Origin of the sequence: Bacillus sp. JJ1503 (assembly GCF_036965125.1) — a bacterium.
Taxonomy (GTDB): Bacteria; Bacillota; Bacilli; order Bacillales; family Cytobacillaceae; genus Cytobacillus.
Genome location: NZ_JBALOZ010000450.1, coordinates 1 through 3,277 on the forward strand (window position 1 = coordinate 1; position 3,277 = coordinate 3,277).

General features: G+C 34.7%; 3 protein-coding genes and 1 pseudogene. All 4 read right to left on the reverse strand.

What is annotated here, in order from left to right; genetic code table 11:
- Positions 1–382: 382 nt before the first annotated feature.
- Positions 383–1,003 carry a CPBP family intramembrane glutamic endopeptidase gene (locus V7149_RS24905; RefSeq protein ID WP_335348252.1) on the reverse strand — a complete coding sequence of 207 codons (621 nt, stop codon included), beginning with the start codon at positions 1,001–1,003 and terminating at the stop codon, positions 383–385.
- 97 nt (positions 1,004–1,100) lie between these two features.
- Positions 1,101–1,712, reverse strand: a complete 612-nt coding sequence (locus tag V7149_RS24910; protein ID WP_335348253.1) for a TetR family transcriptional regulator — start codon at positions 1,710–1,712, stop codon at positions 1,101–1,103.
- 401 nt (positions 1,713–2,113) lie between these two features.
- On the reverse strand, positions 2,114–2,797 hold the full coding sequence (locus V7149_RS24915; protein ID WP_335348254.1) for a hypothetical protein: 684 nt from the start codon (positions 2,795–2,797) through the stop codon (positions 2,114–2,116).
- Positions 2,794–3,277: pseudogene (locus V7149_RS24920) on the reverse strand (ABC transporter ATP-binding protein); the annotation flags it as partial. The gene V7149_RS24915 and the pseudogene V7149_RS24920, both read right to left, overlap by 4 nt.

Genomic DNA, 3,277 nt, shown 5'->3' on the forward strand with positions numbered 1-3,277 from the left:
GTCTACCGTCAAGACGATAAATTCGGCGGCCAATATGGGCTCGGCGGCGGTTACTATGTGACGAATATGAAGGGATATGTAGATTATAGGACACCTTCAAAGGCGAAATTGAAAGAATTGAATGAGGGTTAATGTTAAATTAAAAGGGGTAGTCAAGAAAGTACCTAAATAAGTTAAGCAGCTGGCAAAAATAGCTCGTATTTGTCAGCTGCTTTTTTTGAATAAATATACCTTTCCATAACAAAAACCAAAACGTCAGTCCTCTGCACAGCTTACCCCACGTACGGTTGTGGAGTATGTTACAGCTATTGCAAAAATTGTAAATGAAAGATACATTTGCAGGGTATACATGGAAAATTCCTTGCTTTAGTAGAAATAAGATTTATGACATCCCGGGAGGAATATACAAATTTAAAAATACAAATACAGATAAATTTCCTACATCAACAAGCATATGGGAATAAACACTCCACCTTAAACTACTCGTTCTATAACGGATGAGTGACCAGATGATTCCCATTACAACTAAGCTAATATACATTTGATAAGAACGATTCGCTATAGAAAAGACTCCCCACATAAATGGATGACTTAATACAAATAATAGAGTTGAATACATAATAGTTACCCGTCTAGGGAAACTCTCCCCTGCATCCAGCAATAATCCTCTCCAATAGCCTTCCTCAAACCATGGATTGATAAGGGCAAATAAAAGCAAAAACAGTGTTATATGCGGATACTCTAACAGTAAATTTACATTTGGAAGTAAAATGCCAACAGCAGGGAAAATTCCAATCAATAGCCCGAACAATAGCCATTTTTTTATAAAGACTGGTTTTTTCAGCCAATCCTTATATACTTCTGCCGGTACGAACAATAATTTCATTAATCCGGTTAAACCCCAATAGGAAGCTGCCGTTATCATCCAGCAATAATCAGGAATATACTGATAACTTATGGATGCAATCCAATGGACGATGAAAATAATGAAAATGGGTGACAATAAAACTACTGTTCTATTTCTTTTACTATTTAACGTAAATATAGCAATCACCCTATTAAAGATATTTTACTTCTTGTAAATTGCCTAAAAGAATGAATTAGGATATATTCAATAACTTTTCAACTCTTTGCAGCAGACTATCAATTTGTTTATTAGCATCAATTTTCTCTGCGCCAAATGCCAAACTGTGGACTAAAATTCCGTCCATACTGGACATAATGATTTTTACAATCTCTTCTGCTGGTATTGAAAGCTGAAATTCACCCTGTTCTATCCCTGCATGAAGCAAGTTTAAAAATAACTGAACAGTTTTATCATATCGATTCAAAAAAAACTCTTTTGCCCTTGGTTCTCTCCAGCTCGATATCCAAAATTCATAAATAGCTGGATAAATACTTTCATCAATTGTAGGAAAAATTAATTTATTACTTTCTAAAAAATCTCTAAGCTTTTCGAATGCGGACTGAACTTTCAAGTTCTTAAGTGATAAAGAATCATCCAGTTGTTCATCCAGATAATTCAGTAGGGCTTCGAATATTTCGATCTTATCTTTGAAATATAAATAAATCCATCCCCGGCTCATCCCTGCTTCTTCAACAATATCCTTGAGTGTGGCTTTTTCATATCCTTTTCGTTTAAACACCTCCATTGAGGCCATTAATATCTGATGTATCCTTTGCTCCTTATGTTCTTCGCTTACTTTCGGCATAACCTGCTGCACCTCCATTAAATAAATGAACCTCGTGTGATTAATTTTAATTATAAATGACACGAGGTTCATTTTACAATACCTATTTTGGAATTTTTTGTTTATTTCTATTAGTCCTACTTGTATCTGCTGAATCGGCTCTAAATCGATCACCGCACGAGTAATAGTAATACTGTCATGTTAAAAATTAAGCTAAAAAAACAAACAAGAAACGCCTCTCTACAACTTGTAGAAAGACGTTGAAATTATTTAAGTTCTCGTCTGAAGACGGTAAACAGGAAATAAATATTTTTGTACTATACAACATGAACAATATCTCTGCACACTATTTTAATGATATGATCATATTTTTTAATGATTGACGAGTCTTTATTACTTGAATGCAGTAGATTCCCAAACAATTAGACTGTTGCTCTTTTCAATAACACATATGATAACGTCATATATAATATTGTTGGAAGAATGAGCCAATAAGCAATTTGAACAGCAGTAAACTTTACGAACCAATGAAAAATATCCATCCAAACACCATAATAAGTTGCTAACAGGGCAGCAACACTTGAAATCAATAATACGGAAATTATCGCAATTACGAGGCCTTTTCCACCAAAGCGACGTGCTGTACTGGATATTAGCAATCCGTTAAAAAATATATTTATTAACAGGATAATATATATTATCAATTGTTCCAAAAGTGTCCCATCATTCAAATAGGGAAAGTGAAAGAAATGGAGCAGACCTCCCCACCCATTTGTTGCATTTTCAATGGCTGACAGAAATACTAACATGATTCCATACAATGTATTGACAGCGACACCCATTACTACAGTACCAAGAAAATAATCTGTTCTTCTTATTGACATTCCGATTGCATAAGGAAATGTTTGCGCAACAACCATGATTCCCGCGACTAGCATATAGAAAAAAATGTATGAAACCCCGCCAGTATACATTTTATCCTCACTTGAAATAAACAGACTGATGATAAAATTTAACAGGAATACTGAAAAGAGAATAATATTTGGTATTAAAAACCATCCCCATTTATCTCTTGAATACATTATTAGAACACCTTTAATATTCATTGGACAATCGCTCCTTCACGAGTAGATTTTCCTTTTGTCAAATGGACTACTAACTGTTGTAAGGACACTGGAGAAATTTCTAGTCCACTAGCTTCTGCTTGATGTCGATCCATATTGTTCTTATTTTGAATAACTGTTGCAGAGAGCAATCCGCCAAAAGGCTCCCGATGGATGACCTCCTTATTTTTCACAAATGCTTCCACTTTTGCTGCTTGACCAGTTACCGTATAGGCAAGACCACGTAAATTTTCTGCCTCTTTATTAATGATTAATCGACCTTTGTCAATGACTAAAATATGTTCAAGTAAATTACTTACCTCATCAATTAAATGAGTTGATAATATGACAGTACGTGGATATTCTGCGTAATCTTCCATCAACTTGTCATAAAATAAACCTCTTGAAACTGCATCAAGTCCTAAATATGGTTCATCGAAAATCGTTATCGGCGCTCTGCTAGCAAGGCCGATGACAACCCCA

Coding starts and splice junctions, on each gene's coding strand:
- V7149_RS24915 (WP_335348254.1), bottom strand. CDS start 2,797: ATGAATATTAAAGGTGTTCTAATAATGTATTCAAGAGATAAATGGGGA.
- V7149_RS24910 (WP_335348253.1), bottom strand. CDS start 1,712: ATGCCGAAAGTAAGCGAAGAACATAAGGAGCAAAGGATACATCAGATA.